Genomic DNA, 15,350 nt, shown 5'->3' with positions numbered 1-15,350 from the left:
GCGGCACCTCTCGTCGACCATTTCGGCGGAAGGTAGCTAGACGTGCTGCACCGGATGGCTTTGCTGGCCCTCGCCGCTCCGCGACGCGTCCTCGCCCTTGCCTTCCTGGTGCTGATCGCCGCCGCCGTCTTCGGCATCCCGGTGGCCGACAAACTGTCCGCCGGCGGCTTCCAAGACCCCACCTCCGAATCCGCCCAAGCCACCAAGCTGTTGACCGAACGATTCGGCCAGAGCGAGCAGCAGCTGCTGATCATGCTCAGCGCACCCGGTGGTGCCGTAGCCGAGCCCGCCCGCTCGATCGGCACCGACATCGCCGGGCAGCTGCAGCGCTCACCGCACGTCTACAACGTCACCTCACCGTGGACCGGGCCATCGTCGGCCGCCTCCCAGCTGATCAGCACCGACGGCACCTCCGGTGTGATCGTGGCCAACCTCAAGGGCGGCGAGAACGACGCGCAGAAGTACGCCCGCACCCTGGTCGATCAGGTGGCGCACGACCGCGACGGGGTCAGCGTCCGTGCCGGCGGCGGCGCCATGGTCTACGCGCAGATCAACCACCAGAACCAGCACGACCTGCTGCTGATGGAGTCGATCGCGATCCCGCTGAGCTTCCTTGTGCTGGTGTGGGTGTTCGGCGGCCTGCTGGCGGCGGCGCTGCCGGTCGCGCTGGGCGGGCTGGCGATCGTCGGGTCGATGGCGGTGCTGCGGTTGATCACGCTGGCCACCGATGTCTCGATCTTTGCGCTGAACCTCACCACCGCGATGGGCCTGGCCCTGGCGATCGACTACACGCTGCTGATCATCAAACGCTACCGCGACGAGCTGGCCGACGGTGCGGCTCCCGATCGGGCGCTGATCACGACCATGAGCACCGCCGGGCGCACCGTGCTGTTCTCGGCGAGCACGGTCGCGTTGTCGATGGCGGTCATGGCGTTGTTCCCGATGTACTTCCTGAAGTCGTTCGCCTACGCCGGAGTGGCCACGGTGAGCTTCGTTGCGCTCGCGGCGATCGTGGTGACCCCGGCGGCGATCGCATTCCTGGGACCCCGACTCGACGCGCTGGACGTCCGCCGGCCCGCGCGCCGGCTGCTGCGCCGCCCGGCACCCACCGCGCGGCCCATCGAGCTGGGATTCTGGTACCGGGCAACGAAATTCGTGGCCCGCGGCGCGATACCGATCGGCCTGGCGGTGGTCGCGCTGCTGGTGGCGGTCGGGCTGCCCTTCTTCGGGGTGAAATGGGGCTTCCCCGATGACCGGGTGCTTCCGGCGTCGGCGTCGGCGCACCAGGTCGGTGACGCGCTGCGCAACGACTTCGCCGACGACTCGGACCGGGCGGTGCCGATCGTCCTGCCCGACATTGGCGGCGTGCCGGCCGACGAGCTCAACCGCTACGCCGCCGATCTGTCCCGGGTCCCCGACGTGTCGTCGGTGTCGGCCCCCTCCGGCACCTTCGTCGACGGCGCTCGAGTGGGCGAGCCGGCCGCGGCGACCGGGATCGCCGGGGTCAGTGCGTTTTTGACGGTCGCCAGCGCCGCGCCGCTGTTCTCGCAGCGGTCCGACACCCAGCTCGACAACCTGCATCAGGTGCCCGCCCCGGGCGATCGGCCGGTGCAGCTGGCCGGGCTGGCGCAGATCAACCGCGACAGCGTGCAGGCCATCACCGACCGGTTGCCGTTGGTGCTGGGGCTGATCGCCGCCATCACGTTCGTGCTGCTGTTCCTGCTCACCGGCAGTGTGGTGCTACCGGCCAAGGCCTTGATCCTCAATGTCTTGTCGCTGGTCGCCGCGTTCGGGGCACTGGTATGGATATTTCAGGACGGCCATCTCGGTGCGTTCGGCACCACACCGACCGGGACGCTGGTGGCCAACGTGCCGGTGTTGTTGTTCTGCATCGCGTTCGGGCTGTCGATGGACTACGAGGTGTTCCTGGTGTCCCGGATCCGGGAGTACTGGCTGGCGTCGGGTCAGACTCGCACCGACAACGACGAGAGCGTGTCGCTGGGGGTGGCCCGGACCGCTCGGGTGATCACCGCCGCGGCGCTGGTGATGTCGATCTCGTTCGCCGCGTTGATCGCCGCGCAGGTGTCGTTCATGCGGATGCTCGGCCTCGGTCTGACGTTGGCCGTGTTGGTGGATGCCACCCTGGTCCGGATGGTGCTGGTGCCCGCATTCATGCATGTGATGGGCCGGTGGAATTGGTGGGCGCCCAAACCCCTGGCGTGGGTGGCTAAACGGTTCGAGCTCAGCGAAAACGGTTCCGCGGGCAGGCATGCCGCACCGCCGGGCTTCGCCACCCACCCCGCCGGGCGCCACGAGCTGCGGCACGTCCCGCAGGACGTCCGATAGCCCGCGCTCCGGCGACGCCTACGCTGATGGTCATGGCCAACGAGGAACAGCAGCAGGCGTGGGCGGCGCAGGGCGTCGACTGGGTGGACCACGCGGCGATCTTCGAGGCGGTATTGGCGCCGTTCGCCGACGCGGTGGTGCAAGCCGCCGACATCGGCCCCGGTGCGCGGGTGCTCGACATCGGTTGCGGCTCAGGGACTTTGCTGCACCGGACGGCAGCGCTGGGGGCCATCCCGTTCGGCATCGACATCTCCGAGCCGATGGTGCAGGCGGCACGCCGCCGGGTGCCGGGGGCCACGGTAGCGCTCGGTGACGCCCAGACCCTCGCCCTGCGGCCGGCCACCGGCGAGGCATTCGACCGGATCATCTCGCGATTCGGGGTGATGTTCTTCGACGACCCGGTGGCCGCCTTCGCCAACATCCGCGACGCAGCCGCGCCGGGTGCCCGGCTGACGTTCGTGTGCTGGCGAGAAGGCGACAACCCGATGTTCACCCTGGGTGTCGACATACTCGCGGATCGCCTTGAAACACCGCCCGCTGCACCGGATCCCGACGCCCCCGGACCGCTGGCCTTCGGCAACGCCGAGCGGGTGCGAGCCATCCTGGCCGACGCCGGCTGGCGTGACGTCGATGTGGCGGCCTTCGACGGGGTCTGCGACTTCGGCATCGACGGCAGCGACGGCGTCGAGGAGCGCCTGAGCCTGCTCCTGGCCAACACCACCGGGCGGCAGGCCCGCGCCGAGCTCCCGGAGCGACTGGGTGCGGACGGCTGGGCCGCTGTCATCGAGGAACTGCGCGACGAACTGCGCCGGCGCCGGGTCGACGGTGTGGTGAAGTTCCCGGGCCACACCTGGGTGGTCACCGCGGTCAATCCGGGCTGAGCACCGTCACGTCCCGCAGAACGTCCGGTAATCCCCGAACTCCGGCGGCGCCGGCGCGGCGTAGGCCTCCAAGCCATCGCGTTCCCGATACGGCTCGGCGAGCACCTCGAGCAGCTTCTGCACCGGCGCGAGATCGCCGCGCATCCCGGCGCTCAGCGCCTGCTCCACCAGGTGGTTGCGCGGTATGTAGACCGGGTTGACCCGGTCCATCGCCTCGACATCCGGGCCCAGCGACCGCCAGTGCGCCAGCCAGTCGTCAAAGGCCTTGCCCGGCAAGGATTCTTCGCCCCGGCCGGCCTTGCTCAACGCCCGGAAGAACGAGGTGTAGTCGACGGTGTTGTCCTTGAGCAGCGCCAGCGCTTGATCGATCAGCGCGGCGGCCTCCACGCTGCCGGTCAGCCCGAACTTGTCCAGCATCCCGGCCGACCAGTAGCCGTGATAACGCGGCATGAACCCTTCCAGGGTCTCTACCGCTACGTTCAGGGCCTTGTCTTCGTCGTCGTCGATCAGCGGCAGCAGCGTCTCGGCGAAGCGGGCCAGGTTCCACTGCGCGACCAGCGGCTGGTTGCCGTAGGCGTAGCGCCCGGCGTAGTCGATCGAGCTGAACACCGTGGCCGGGTCGTAGGCCTCCATGAACGCGCACGGCCCGTAGTCGATGGTCTCCCCGGAGATCGTCATGTTGTCGGTGTTCATCACGCCGTGCACGAACCCGACCAGCATCCATTGCGCCACCAGCGAGGCCTGGGCCTCGAGCACCGCCTGAAACAGGGCCAGGTAAGGGTTTTCGGCCTGCGCGGCCTCCGGGTGGTGGCGGGTGATGGCGTGCTCGGCCAGCCGGCGCAGCAGCCCGAGATCACCGCTGGCGCGGGCCTGCTGGGCGACGAGCTGGAAGCTGCCCACCCGCAGGTGGCCGGCGGCCACCCGGGCCAGCACCGCCCCGGGCAGCATCCCCTCGCGCTGCACGTCGCGCCCGGTGGCTACCACCGACAGCGAGCGGGTGGTGGGGATGCCCAGGGCGTGCATGGCCTCGCTGATCACGTACTCGCGCAGCATCGGGCCGACCACCGCCAGGCCGTCGCCGCCGCGGGCGAACGACGTGCGCCCGGAGCCCTTGAGGGCCAGGTCGCGGTGGTGACCGTTGTTGTCGGTGAGTTCGCCCAGCAGCAGCGCCCGGCCGTCGCCGAGCAGCGGAACGTAGTTGCCGAACTGGTGTCCGGCGTAGGCCTGCGCCACCGGGGTCGCGCCGTCGGGAACCTCGGTGCCGGTCAGCAGTCCGATGCCTTGTGGGCTGCGCAGCCACTGCGGGTCGAGTTTCAGGTCGGTGGCCAGCGCTTCGTTGAGCACCAGCAATTTTGGCTCCGGCGGCGTTTCGGCCTGCCAGCGCACCGACAGCTCCGGGAAGTCGCGGGCGAAGTCGGCGGTCAGGTCCGGGGGTGGCACCTCACCAGCCTACGGGTCTCGCGGCTGTCACTGCCGTGGCCGCCGTGGCGAGCCGGAGATGGCGTTGGCTTTCACATCCGCCACATCTGTACCCGGAGAGTTGGTATGTGTGATGTCGGAAAACGATAGTGCCGGCGATATCAGACGGAGCAACGCCGAGGCCGCGCCATGGTGCGAGATCAATGGTCGCCAAGCAAGCCGGCGACGCCCGCGGTGTCGGGCAGTACGTGGGTGATGTCGGGGAGGTCGCTGAACGCACCGTCCGCCGAGACCAGGACCGCCCCAGCGGATTTGGCGACCGCAGCCAACACGGAGTCAAAGGCACCAACACTCGGGGTCGTCTCGAACATCGTCAATCCTCGCTCGAGGTGGTCGCCAGTGACAGTCAGCAGGGGCGCGAGCAGCTCGGCGTAGCTGCGCCCCAGCGTTGCGGCATCGTTGCGGCCACGTCGACGGGCCCGAATATGGACGAACTCCTGGATCACTTCGGGGGTAGTGGTCGCTTCGATGCGATCGGCAGCAACCGCCGCGATCAAGTCACGGCACGGCTCCCTGAACCGGTGGTCGGCGCCCTTGGCATAGACGAGCACCGTGGTGTCCAGCACGATCATCCGCGGCGGCCGCGCAGTTCGTCCAATTCCTGCTTGAGTTCGGCGGGGTCGGGAACGGGCATGTCAGGAGCGTCGAGGAGCCGCTGACCGGCGGATTTGCGGCGGTCGACGGGGCCTGCGAGGCCGCGATCGATGGCTTCGCGCACCACGCTGGCCACCGAGACGCCACGTTCCCGTGCCGCCGCAGTCAGTCGGCGGTGGCGTTCGTCGTCGAGCAGGATCTGCAGTCGATGCTCCAGCGGAGACATGCACATACATTAGCATGCACATGCTATTCGTCCCCGAGCATGAGCGACGGCGGTGCGCGCGGGCACGCGCTAGCGTGGCCAAGATCGTTTCGCCTACCGAAGGACACCTATGCCGGCCGCTTCGCACGCCTTCGGCCGCGCCCTTCACCTGGACCAGGTCGGGGACGGCGTCGTCCGCGGCGCCACCGACCCGCAGTGGGCCAACATGGTCGGTCCGTTCGGCGGGATCACCGCGGCGGTGCTGCTGCGTGCCGTCGAATTCCACCCGGACCGCATCGGTGACCCGCTGGCGTTGACGGTCAACTACGCCGCGCCCATCGCCGACGGCGAGTTCGATATCGCCCTGCGTGCCGCCCGTACCAACCGCAGCAACCAGCACTGGATCCTGGAGTTGCGCCAGGGCGACGAGGTCAAGACCACCGCCACCGCGGTATTCGGCCGCCACCGCAACACCTGGGCCGACATCGAAGCCCAACCGCCGAAAGCCGCTGCACCCGAAGACATTCCGCGCAGCACTTTTATCGAGGCCATCGTGTGGGCCCAGCGCTACGATATGCGCTTCACCGAAGGGCCGGTTCCCGCCGAGGGTGTGCCCAGCGAGTCGTCGACGACCACGTTGTGGGTGCGTGACGCCGACCAGCGCCCACTAGACTTCGCCGGGCTGGCCGCAGTCTCCGACATCTTTTATCCGCGGGTGTTCCTGCGCCGCGGCGGCTTCATCCCGGCCGGCACGGTCTCGTTGACCACCTACTTTCACGCCGACGAAGCGCAGATCGATGCGGTGGGCAATGATTTCGTGTTGGGCAGCGCGCATGCCAACGCGTTTTCCCGCGGCTACTTCGACCAGAGCGCGCACGTGTGGTCGCGCGACGGCGTGCTGCTGACCAGCAGCCACCAGCTGGTCTATTTCAAGGACTGACCGCCACGGGGTGAATACCCCAGCGGGCGCCGCTGCGTTAGCCTCCCGAATATGCCAGCGGAGACCGGCGCCCACGCCGACGCGGCGCGCGACCGCGAGGCCGTCCTCGCGCGGCGCCTGTATACCTCCGCGGCTACCGACCGGGCCTTCGCGGCGACGCTGCACGACGCCTACCGGACGGCGCTGGCCGGCCGCAAGCGATTGGACGCCATCGAAGCCGAGATCCGCGGTGTCCTGGCCGATCAGCGTGCACTGGCGTTGGACACTCCGACGGGCGCCCGCCAATTCCAGCGGTTCCTGACCGCCAAGACCCGCGACATTCTCGCGGTGGTCAACGACGCCGCCGCCGACAGCGCGCAGAAGGCGGCGCTGCTGCGCACCCTGGGCGGTGGGTATACGGTCGACAAACCGCGCCGACCGGAGATCCAGGCCGTCGACCACACCGTCAAACGGTCCCCGACGTCCGGCGACGAGCGTCGGCAGAATCAGATCGACGCCTTCCGCGAGGTCTGCGGCCGCGATCCGGTCTCGGCCTCCGACTGGACAACAGCTGCGGCACTGGACTCGCACACCTACGACCCGAAGTTTCAGGGCGTGGAGTCCGAGGTGCGGGTGGCCCGGATCGAGCCGGTGCCCGGGCAGGGTGTGGTGCGCGCGTCGCAGTGGATTGAGCAACCCTGGGTCAGAAGTGGCCTGACTTCACGCGACGCCGGCAACGGCAGAGGCTCTGACTCGCGTTTCGATCCCGAAGACACCAAGGTCACCAGCTACATCGATTATGACAACGGCATCGTGGTGATGCGACAGAACCCGTCCGTCGAACTCAATCAAGACGGCTCGCCTGGACGCGTAGCGGTCGGCGTTCCCCAGGGCAGCGTCACGCAGACTCCCGACGGATCTGTACGAATCAAGTACGACGCCGGAAATCCCCTCGTCCCGGGGATTAGTACCGACCCCCGCGGACCGCTGGGCGACCACCGATTGAGCGTCAACGGGGATCTGGTGTTCACCCCCGGCCCAGGTGGTGTGCATGTCGACGGCACCCGTACGGATTACCCGTCCCTGGAGATCTACCAGGACCTGCCGAACGGAAACACCCGCACGGTGTTGATCGACCCCGCGCAATCTGGCCGTAGCACCGGGCCGGCACTCAATCTGCCGTTCCACCATGACGTCGGAATCGGCGGCAAGGCGTTCGCGCCGTTTGATCACGGCGGGAACTGGAACCCCAGATTCGACATTCGAACTCCGCTCCCCGCCACCGATTTCGGACCGACCTCCTCGCCACCGTCGGTACCATCATCGTCGGGCGGCCCCGGCGGCGTCCCGGCCTAAGCACCGAGAGGAGCTTGTGTATGCCCAACGCGGTGCTGGCCCGCATCCGGGACACCGATGCAGCCGTGTGGCGCAAAGCCACCTGGCTTATGCCGGTCGCTATCCAGCCGGTACTACTGCTACTGGCCGGCGTCACCTCGCTGCTGACGGACCGGCTGCTGGGCCCGAATCTGGGTTTCCGAGCGGTCGTCTTGATCGCCACGGCTATCACGACCGCGGTGTCGGCCGCGATCGGCGTAGCGCTGACGCCGTCGGCGTCGGTGCGCCGCCGGGCTTTCGGGTTCAGTCTTGTGGGGTCGGGGTTGGCGGTCTTGATCGGCGCCAGCACCTACGCACTGTTTCTGATGTTGCCGTCGGATGCCGCGGTGCGATGACGACTCCGCAGAGCCCGCAACACCCGGCCCGCTATGGCCCGCGCGGCTTCGTCGCCGCGGTGGTGACCATCGCGGTCGTCGAGACTGCGACGTGGGCGTGGTTTCCCTATTGGATCATCGAGCTGTTCTTCTTCGGCGTGGCAACAGTCATATTGGGGTCGGCGGGGCTGTTCATGCGCGAAATGCCAGGGGAACAAGGCGAAGTTGGCCGAGGAATCCTCATCGGCCTTCTCGCCACTCCCCTGACGATCGCCCTGACCGTCATCCCGGCCTTCGTGGTCACCCAGCTACTGCATCTGGCCTGAAGTCACCAGCGCGGCCCGGATCGTCGTACTTGCCGGTGAGCAGCTTCGACACCGTAGCCGGCTTCCAGTGCCGGCCGGTCGGAGTGCGCTGCCCCGCCGAGTTCAGCACCCGCGCGGTGGCCGCCTGGGTGACACCGCAGCCGTACACCAGCCAGCTCGCGTAGAACTTGAGCAGCCGCTTGCGCTGCGGCCACGGCACCGACGGTGGCGGCAGCACCGGGGGCAGCGAGTGTGCCGCTGTAGTACCGCGATCCGTCAGTCTCCGCACCGCCGGTGTGGCAGCGGCCTTGGCCAGCGCCTGCTCGATCTCACGGCTCAGACTCGTGACACCGGCCGCCGCCAGCGCCGCACGGTCGAGCTCGTCGACGGCCCGCACCTCCAGCCGCAGCGCCTGGTCGATCTCGCTGATTCCGCCGTCGGTGGGCACCCGGAAAAGCTCCCGGTAAACCAGCAGATTCAGGCCGTGGCGCTGCAGCACCAGGCTGAGCCGTCGCAAGTGCTGCTCGCGCAGGAAGTCCGGGCCCGGAAATGGCACCCAGATGTCGATCCGGCCGGCGATGGCACGGCTCAGCGCGTCAACGACGGCCTCGACCCGAGTCAGGTCGGCTTCGCGGGCGGCCGCCCCTTCGTCGAATCCGAAGGTGTCGACGATGGTGTAGCCTCGCTCGCCGGCGTCGGCGGCCAGGTCGCCGCGATGGGCCGCGGTGTCACGGTCTCCGAGCAGAATGACGGGTGTGGAATGCGGCATCGATACCTCCCGATTTGTCAAGCCCCCGTGGGGAAGTGCTGGTGAAAGGAATGTATCGGCGACCACCGACAAGTTCTGCCGGCCGGCTGCCCGGTGATGTAGCTGCTCACTCCTCCCGCTGTCCGGCGTTCCACGCGCGGGCGACGGCACGCAACTCGGTGCGCACCGCGGAGCGGCGGTGCTCCGGGCGGTGATGCCAGTGGCACATCCAGCAGCTGCACACGTTCGTTCCGGAGTAGACGAATTCCCAGTAGCAGCGGCCGATACGGCCGATCGACCAGCCGGGATCGGGCGCGCCCAGATCGCAGTCGAAACCACCGCAGGCGTGTACTGCACAAACGCGGACTTCACGGCGGGCGACGCGGACGCGGTAGGGGCTGTGGGCATCGGTACGGGACACAACGGTCTCCTCGGGCGGGGTAGCCCCCGCCGAGCCCACGGTCGGTCCGCGGGGCGGGGGCTACGGCATGAGCGGGAGACCGCCGGCCGAGAACAGCGCGTGCATGAGAAGGGATCGTACGAGGAGGGGAGTGCCCCATTGTCGGGAGGCATCCCAAGTCACGAAGCCTCCTCGGGGAATTCGGGAGTCCGCTCCGACCGGCGGCGGCGTTCTTCGACAGCACGACGGTCACGAGTGTTGTGCGCCCGGTAGTAGGACGACGGCAGTGGGCATCCAGCCATTCCGTAATGCTTGTACTCTTCGCCCGGGTAATACTCTCGCGAAGTTTGCGGCTCCCCGATCCATCCCTTTTCGGCGTTCATCGCTGCCCCGGCGCCAACCGCCGCAGTACCTGCCGGAAGTAGCCAATTGGTGACGAATCCCGCGGCGCCGCAGACAGATCCGCCAATGCTTCATCGACGCCGGCGCCCTGCGTTCGGGTCTCCGGAAAGCCGCGATGGCTGTCGTCGAACTCATCGGGTGCGCCCTTGGCCAGGATCCGGTCCACCAACTGGATCAGCCCTCGCGCCCGCAGCCCCGGCCAGCCGCCGAGTAGCAGCCGCCACTGCGACGGCACCGCCGACGCGCCGTAGACCGCGCCCAACAGCCCGCCGGCGATCGCCGCGACCGTATCGGTGTCACCGCCGCCGCGTACCGCGGCCTCCAACGCCAGCCGCAGGTGATCGGCACGGAACACCCCGGCGGCGGGATCTTCGTCGGGAACCGCCGTCCCGGCGATCGCCGACCACGCGCCCTGCAGCGCAGCCACCACCCACCCGTTGTTGGGTGAAAACGCGCTCGGGTCAGTACTTTCCGCCTCCGCCAGCCGCTCGGTCCACAGCGCCCGACGCTCCGCCGTCAGGTGTTCCAACCCGATCCGCACATCGAGCTGGCCGGTCAACACGGCATGGCGGATCGCGGTGCACCACAGCACGCAGGCATCCCCGGCATCCGGGTCATAGTGGGTGAGCTCGCTGACGCTGCGGGCGGCGGCGACCAGCCCGGCCTCGTCGTCGAGGTAGGCCAGCGCCACCGGCGCGGTGCGCATCAGCGAGCCGTTGCCCGCGCTGCGGCCGGTGTGCTCATGCAGCGCCACGGACTCCTGCCAGGCGCTTCGCGCACCGATGCCGCGCCGCGCCGCCGCCGAGAGCACCGAGCGGGTCTGCACGCCGACGTCTTTGGCGGTCATCGACCACTCGTGCCAGCGCCGGACCACGACATCTAGCGCCGCCTCCTCGCGCAGATCGGCGCCGGTGGCGGCGACCTCGGCGATCGCGATGGCCATCGAGGTGTCATCGGTCCACTCGCCCGGCCGGAACGGGCCGAGCCCGCCGCCGATCATGGCGACCGGCTCGTCGGCGGCGCGCGGCGGGTCGAATTCGTAACCGGCGCCCAAGGCGTCTCCGGCGGCGGTAGCCAGCAGCGCCCCGCAGGCCCGATCACGTTGTGCGGCAGTAAGCCCCATGGAAACTCACCCTTCGTCCAGAACAGCCGGCATCAGAGTATCGGCGACCACCGACAACTCTCTGTCCGTCGAACAGTCGACAGTTTTTGTCGGTACCCGCCGCTACCTTCACCGCTATGGACGAACCACCCCTAGATTGGCCCGGCGTGCTGGAACCTTCACTGCTGCCGAAGGATGCCATCACGGCCGGGCACCAACTGGCGGATGCGGCCGAAGCCGGCGACTGGCCGGCGTTGTTCGATCTGCTGGATGCCACGCCGGCGCTCAGCGTCAACCAGTGGCGGCCCGGCAGCCCCGAGTGGCTCAACCCGCTGCACCAGGCCGCCCGCCATGGCGCACCGGCGGAAACCCTTGCCGCGCTGCTCGATCGCGGCGCGCTGCGCTGCCTGCGTGACGCGCGGGGTTTCACCGCGTGCGACATCGCCGACGACGCCGGGCACCCACCGGCGCTGCTGTCCCTGCTTGCTCCGCCGCCGTCGCCGCTGTCGGCCGAGCGGATCCGCGCCCTGGACGCCAACCTGGAGTGGGCGATCGACGGCACTCTGCGCACCGCAGGGCTCTTCGACGGCTGCAGCGATCACGAACTGCGCATGCTGCTGCGCTATCCTCCGGTGGCCCTGCTGCACGAAGCGCCCGGCCGGTCGGTGCGCTTGGCGATCCCGGGCCTGACCGGCGGCGTGCGCGTCACCCTGCGGTGCGGCTATCTGGAGGCGATGAGCGGGCGCCGGCCCACCGGGCAGATGCAGGTGATCACCCAGCGGGGCGTGGTCCTGACCGCCGAAGGCCGCACCTGAGGGTCGCGTAACGTGACGGCCATGGCTTTCAGACTTGCCGACACACCGGACCAGCACGGCCGCACCTTCGTGGTGACCGGCGCCAACGGCGGACTGGGCGAGGTCGTCACCCGCACCCTGGCCGCCAAGGGCGCCACCGTGGTGATGGCCTGCCGCAACACCGCCAAGGCCCAGCAGATCGCCGACAGCATCACCGGCGACGTCACGGTGGCGGCGCTGGACTTGGGCAGCCTGGCCTCGGTGCGCGATTTCGCCGCCCAGCAACGCGGCTTCGACGTGCTGGTCAACAACGCCGGGATCATGAACATCCCGATGCGGCGCACCGTCGACGGCTTCGAGATGCAGTTCGGCGTCAACCACCTCGGCCACTTCGCGCTGACCGGCCTGCTGCTGGACCGCATCGGCGACCGGGTGGTGACGGTGTCGAGCATCGCGCACAAGCAGACCCCGAAGTTCTGGATCGACGACCTCAACTACGAGCACCGCTTCTACCAGCGCAACCTGGCCTACGCGCAGTCCAAACTGGCCAACCTGATGTTCGCCCGCGACCTGCAGCACCGGTTGCGCGCGGCCGGCTCGCCGCTGCGGTCCTACGCGGTGCACCCCGGGGTGTCGGCCACCGAGCTGTTCGACAACGACAAGAGCCTGCCCGGTCTGGTCGCCAAGTACGGCATGACGCTGGTCGGCCAGCCACCCGAGCGGGCCGCCGAGTCGATCGTCTTCGCCGCCACCACCGCCGACGCCGACCCGGACACCTACTGGGGGCCGACCAAGCTGAACCAGGCCCGCGGCCCGGTCGGCCCGTGCCCGTCGAACAGGCTGTCAAAAGACCAGCGGCTGTGGCGGCGGCTGTGGGAAGAGTCGGAGAAGATGACCGGAGTGCACTACCCGCTCTGAGGAGTTGTCGCGCAGAGCCGGGCACATCTCACACCTCCGTCCCGCCGTTACGCCTGGGGCGGATGAGACTCACCCCCGGCGACGCGCCCCGATGTCGCCGACAAACTGACGTGACACCCCAGCTCACCGGTTAAGTTGTGGCGAGCCGCAATCTGCGGCACCTGATGGACCGAAAGTGATCATGCGAGTTGAGGGACGCGAGGTTGCCGTCACCGGCAACCTGCTGCAACCGCTGACCCGACGCATCAACGACATTCTGCGTCTGGTGCTGGCGGCGGTGTTCCTGGCGACCGTCATCACCAGCTCGTTGGTCACCCGCTATGAATGGGTCTCGCTGGAACGCTCGGTCTCCCAGATCGTCGGGGTGCTCTCCCCCACCCACGCCAACCAGGTCTACCTGGCTTATGGCATCGCCATCGTGGGCCTGCCGTTCGCGATCCTGATCGGCCTGGTCGTCTCCCGGCAATGGAAACTGCTGGGCGCCTACGCGGTCGCCGGGCTGCTCGCGGTGGCATCGCTGTCCATCCGCAGCAACGGATTGGCCGCGCCGCGCTGGCACTTCGACCTGTCCGAACGGCTGGCCACCACGTTGGCCCAGTTCCTCGACGACCCGCGGTGGATCGCGATGCTCGCCGCGATGCTCACCGTCTCCGGCCCGTGGCTACCGGCTCGCTGGCGACGCTGGTGGTGGGCGCTGCTGCTGGCGTTCGTGCCGATCCACCTGGTGGTCAGCGCCATCGTGCCGGCCCGCTCGCTGCTCGGTCTGGCCGTCGGCTGGTTCGTCGGAGCGCTGGTGATCCTGATCGTGGGCACGCCCGCATTGGAGGTGCCGCTGGATGGCACCGTGCGCACCCTGGCCCGCCGCGGCTGCAATGTCACCGAGCTCACCGTGGTCCGCCCGGCCGGCCGCGGGCCGCTGGTGCTGTCCACTGTCAGCAAGCACCCGACGATCATCGAGCTGTACGGCCCCAACCAGCGCAGCGGCGGCGCAGTGCGTCAGCTCTGGCGCAAGCTACGACTGCGCACCACTGAGACCGCGCCGCTGCACGCTTCGCTGCACCGCGCCGTCGAGCATCGCGCGCTGATGGCGATCGCCATCGGCGAGACCGGTGTGGCCAACACAAACACCGTCGCGGTGGCCTCCCTGGACCGGGGCTGGACGCTGTACGCGCACACCCTGCCACGCGGCGTGCCGATCGCCGAGTGCACCGATAGCATCCCGGTGGGCATCGCGTGGGCGGCGCTGCGGCGGCTACATGATCAGCAGATCTCACACGGGGATCTGCGCGCCAAGGAGATGACGGTCGACGGCGACCGGGTGTTGTTCGGCGGATTCGGCAACGCCGAGTACGGCGCCACCGACAGCCAGCTGCAGTCCGATATCGCCCAGTTGCTGGTGACGACGTCGTCGTTGTACGACGCGTCGTCGGCGGTGGCCGCGGCCATCGAACGCTTCGGCCGTACCACGGTGCTGGCCGCCTCCCGTCGCCTCACCAAATCGGCTGTGCCAGCGCGGCTTCGCAAGGCGGTGCCGGACGTCGGTGCGGTGATCTCAGCCGCTCGCGAAGAGGTCAAGCGGCAGACCAACACCGACGAAATCCACACCAAGACCATCACCCGTTTCACCCGCAGCCAGCTGATCCAGTTGGTGCTGCTGGTCGCGCTGGTCTACGTCGCCTATCCGTTCATCAGCCAGGTGCCGACGTTCTTTTCCCAACTGCGGCACGCGAACTGGTCGTGGGCGCTGGTGGGGCTGCTGGTCTCGTCGCTGACTTATGTCGGCGCGGCCGGGGCGCTGTGGGCCTGCACCAACGGTGCGGTCAAGTTCCGCAACTTGGCGATCATGCAGGTGGCCAATACGTTTGCGGCCACCACCACCCCGGCTGGTGTGGGCGGGCTGGCGTTGAGCACCCGGTTTTTGGTCAAGGGCGGGTTGAGCACGCTGCGGGCCACCGCCGCGGTCGCCTTGCAGCAATCGGTGCAGGTGATCGTGCACGTGATCCTGCTGATCATCTTCACCACCGCCGCGGGCGCCCGGGCCGACCTGTCGCATTTCGTGCCCAGCGCCACCCTGCTGTATCTGATCGCCGGTGTGGCACTGGGGTTGGCCGGCATCTTCCTGCTGGTGCCCAACCTGCGCCGGTGGTTGACGACGGCGTTGCGTCCCCGGCTCACCGAGGTCACCGGCGACCTGATCGAGCTGGCCCGCGAACCCAAACGTCTGGCGTTGATCGTGCTGGGCGCGGCCGGCACCACTCTTGGTGCGGCACTTGCGCTGTGGGCCAGCGTGGAGGCGTTCGGCGGTAATACCTCGTTCGTCACCGTCACGGTGGTGACGATGGTCGGCGGCACCCTGGCCTCGGCCGCCCCGACACCCGGCGGGGTCGGCGCGGTGGAAGCCGCCCTGATCGGTGGGCTGGCCGCCTTCGGTGTGCCGGCCGCGCTGGCGGTCCCGTCGGTGCTGCTCTACCGGGTGTTGACCTGCTGGCTGCCGGTGTTCGTCGGCTGGCCGGTGATGCGCTGGCTGACAGAGAACGAGATGATCTGA

The 15,350-nt window shown here is 68.8% G+C and carries 15 protein-coding genes; 9 read left to right on the top strand and 6 right to left on the bottom strand.

Annotation, left to right across the window (positions count from 1 at the left end):
* Positions 1–42: 42 nt before the first annotated feature.
* Positions 43–2,346 (top strand): MMPL family transporter, encoded by a 2,304-nt coding sequence (locus A5771_RS19785; protein ID WP_082947346.1) that lies wholly within the window; start codon positions 43–45, stop codon positions 2,344–2,346.
* A 32-nt stretch (positions 2,347–2,378) separates the two neighbouring features.
* Positions 2,379–3,227 (top strand): class I SAM-dependent methyltransferase, encoded by an 849-nt coding sequence (locus A5771_RS19780; protein WP_064856946.1) that lies wholly within the window; start codon positions 2,379–2,381, stop codon positions 3,225–3,227.
* Positions 3,228–3,233: 6 nt separating this feature from the next.
* Here A5771_RS19780 and A5771_RS19775 read toward each other — a convergent pair whose 3' ends face one another.
* From A5771_RS19775 to A5771_RS19765, 3 genes are all read right to left on the bottom strand, one after another.
* Complete coding sequence (locus tag A5771_RS19775; RefSeq protein WP_064856883.1) at positions 3,234–4,667, bottom strand: protein adenylyltransferase SelO; 1,434 nt, start codon at positions 4,665–4,667, stop codon at positions 3,234–3,236.
* A 179-nt stretch (positions 4,668–4,846) separates the two neighbouring features.
* Entirely contained in the window at positions 4,847–5,278 is a 432-nt protein-coding gene (locus tag A5771_RS19770; protein ID WP_064856882.1) for a type II toxin-antitoxin system VapC family toxin, read from the bottom strand.
* Positions 5,275–5,526, bottom strand: a complete 252-nt coding sequence (locus A5771_RS19765; RefSeq protein WP_019736076.1) for a CopG family transcriptional regulator — start codon at positions 5,524–5,526, stop codon at positions 5,275–5,277. The genes A5771_RS19770 and A5771_RS19765 overlap by 4 nt, the downstream gene beginning before the upstream one ends.
* Positions 5,527–5,635: 109 nt before the next feature.
* On the opposite strand from A5771_RS19765, the gene A5771_RS19760 reads away from it, so the two are divergent.
* Genes A5771_RS19760 through A5771_RS19745 form a run of 4 tightly spaced genes read left to right on the top strand, consistent with a single transcriptional unit; the run spans position 5,636 to position 8,459 of the window.
* Positions 5,636–6,445, top strand: a complete 810-nt coding sequence (locus tag A5771_RS19760) for an acyl-CoA thioesterase (protein ID WP_064856881.1) — start codon at positions 5,636–5,638, stop codon at positions 6,443–6,445.
* Positions 6,446–6,496: 51 nt separating this feature from the next.
* The gene (locus tag A5771_RS24195; protein ID WP_064856880.1) at positions 6,497–7,780 is read left to right on the top strand and encodes a DUF4226 domain-containing protein; all 1,284 of its coding nucleotides are present in this window, start codon (positions 6,497–6,499) and stop codon (positions 7,778–7,780) included.
* A gap of 20 nt (positions 7,781–7,800) precedes the next feature.
* Positions 7,801–8,154 carry a hypothetical protein gene (locus A5771_RS19750; protein ID WP_064856879.1) on the top strand — a complete coding sequence of 118 codons (354 nt, stop codon included), beginning with the start codon at positions 7,801–7,803 and terminating at the stop codon, positions 8,152–8,154.
* Positions 8,151–8,459: a hypothetical protein gene (locus tag A5771_RS19745; protein ID WP_064856878.1), complete on the top strand. Its 309-nt coding sequence runs from the start codon at positions 8,151–8,153 to the stop codon at positions 8,457–8,459. The genes A5771_RS19750 and A5771_RS19745 overlap by 4 nt, the downstream gene beginning before the upstream one ends.
* Here A5771_RS19745 and A5771_RS19740 read toward each other — a convergent pair.
* From A5771_RS19740 to A5771_RS19730, 3 genes are all read right to left on the bottom strand, one after another.
* Positions 8,434–9,207: a hypothetical protein gene (locus A5771_RS19740; RefSeq protein ID WP_064856877.1), complete on the bottom strand. Its 774-nt coding sequence runs from the start codon at positions 9,205–9,207 to the stop codon at positions 8,434–8,436. The genes A5771_RS19745 and A5771_RS19740 overlap by 26 nt on opposite strands.
* Before the next feature lie 106 nt (positions 9,208–9,313).
* Positions 9,314–9,607: a hypothetical protein gene (locus A5771_RS19735; RefSeq protein WP_064856876.1), complete on the bottom strand. Its 294-nt coding sequence runs from the start codon at positions 9,605–9,607 to the stop codon at positions 9,314–9,316.
* A 358-nt stretch (positions 9,608–9,965) separates the two neighbouring features.
* Entirely contained in the window at positions 9,966–11,111 is a 1,146-nt protein-coding gene (locus A5771_RS19730) for an ADP-ribosylglycohydrolase family protein (protein WP_082947345.1), read from the bottom strand.
* 116 nt (positions 11,112–11,227) lie between these two features.
* Here A5771_RS19730 and A5771_RS19725 point away from each other — a divergent pair, with 116 nt between their 5' ends.
* The 3 genes from A5771_RS19725 (at position 11,228) to A5771_RS19715 (ending at position 15,350) form a co-directional block, all read left to right on the top strand.
* Positions 11,228–11,905, top strand: coding sequence for an ankyrin repeat domain-containing protein (locus A5771_RS19725; protein ID WP_064856875.1), 678 nt, complete (start codon positions 11,228–11,230; stop codon positions 11,903–11,905).
* Between the two features lie 21 nt (positions 11,906–11,926).
* Positions 11,927–12,802 (top strand): oxidoreductase, encoded by an 876-nt coding sequence (locus tag A5771_RS19720; RefSeq protein ID WP_064856945.1) that lies wholly within the window; start codon positions 11,927–11,929, stop codon positions 12,800–12,802.
* A 181-nt stretch (positions 12,803–12,983) separates the two neighbouring features.
* Positions 12,984–15,350, top strand: a complete 2,367-nt coding sequence (locus A5771_RS19715; protein ID WP_064856944.1) for a lysylphosphatidylglycerol synthase transmembrane domain-containing protein — start codon at positions 12,984–12,986, stop codon at positions 15,348–15,350.

The sequence above is a fragment of the Mycolicibacter sinensis genome (assembly GCF_001667375.1).
Taxonomy (GTDB): Bacteria; Actinomycetota; Actinomycetes; order Mycobacteriales; family Mycobacteriaceae; genus Mycobacterium; species Mycobacterium sinense_A.
This window is presented reverse-complemented; position numbering and strand designations above follow the sequence as displayed.